Annotated in this window: 1 pseudogene; it reads right to left on the bottom strand. The window is 58.7% G+C overall.

Annotated features, from left to right (window positions below):
• Positions 1–653 (bottom strand): annotated as a pseudogene (locus FQ320_RS25350) (IS5 family transposase); the annotation flags it as partial.

The raw sequence follows: 653 nt of genomic DNA, 5'->3' as shown, positions 1-653 counted from the left end.
CGCGTGGCTACGCGCCTCCAGTCCTTCAATCGCCCGAACATGATCTCGATCTGTTACCTGGCAGCGCATGTTTACATGCGTGAGAAGGCGGTTGCGCTTTCTGTAACGGCGCTTGTCGTATTTGACGGGTTTGTCGCGTGACTTCCGTCCTGGAATGCAGGGCGTAATTTCTTTGTCTATAAGGGCCTCGCGGAACCAGTCCGCGTCGTATCCACGATCTCCCAACAGCCAGTCGGCAGCAGGCAGGCTGTTCACAAGCGCTCTGGCTCCGGTGTAATCGCTGACCTGACCGGCCGTCATAAAGAAGCGGATTGGCCTCCCGGCCGCATCGGTGACAGCATGCAACTTGGTGTTCATGCCGCCCTTTGTCCGCCCCCTCTCGTGCATTGCTTCGCAATACCCTGCCGGGCAGTGGATCAGACGTCCACGCGCCCTTTTTCTACCCGCAGGCTGGAGGCCGTGCGGTGTGCCTTGAGGTAGGTCGCGTCCGTTGCCCGGCAGTTGATTGCACAGCACTCAATGAGAGGGGATCGAGATCGTCTTATTGTCTGGCGTTTCGGCAGCCAGCCCCATCATGATCCGCGCGAACACCCCCATGTCACTCCACCGTTTCCAGCGGTTATAAAGTGTCTTGTGCGGACCATATTCCCTGG

The sequence above is a fragment of the Oceaniovalibus sp. ACAM 378 genome, from assembly GCF_008085915.1.
GTDB lineage: Bacteria > Pseudomonadota > Alphaproteobacteria > Rhodobacterales > Rhodobacteraceae > Oceaniglobus.
Note: the sequence above shows the minus strand (reverse complement) of the source record. Positions and strands in the feature narration are given on the sequence as shown.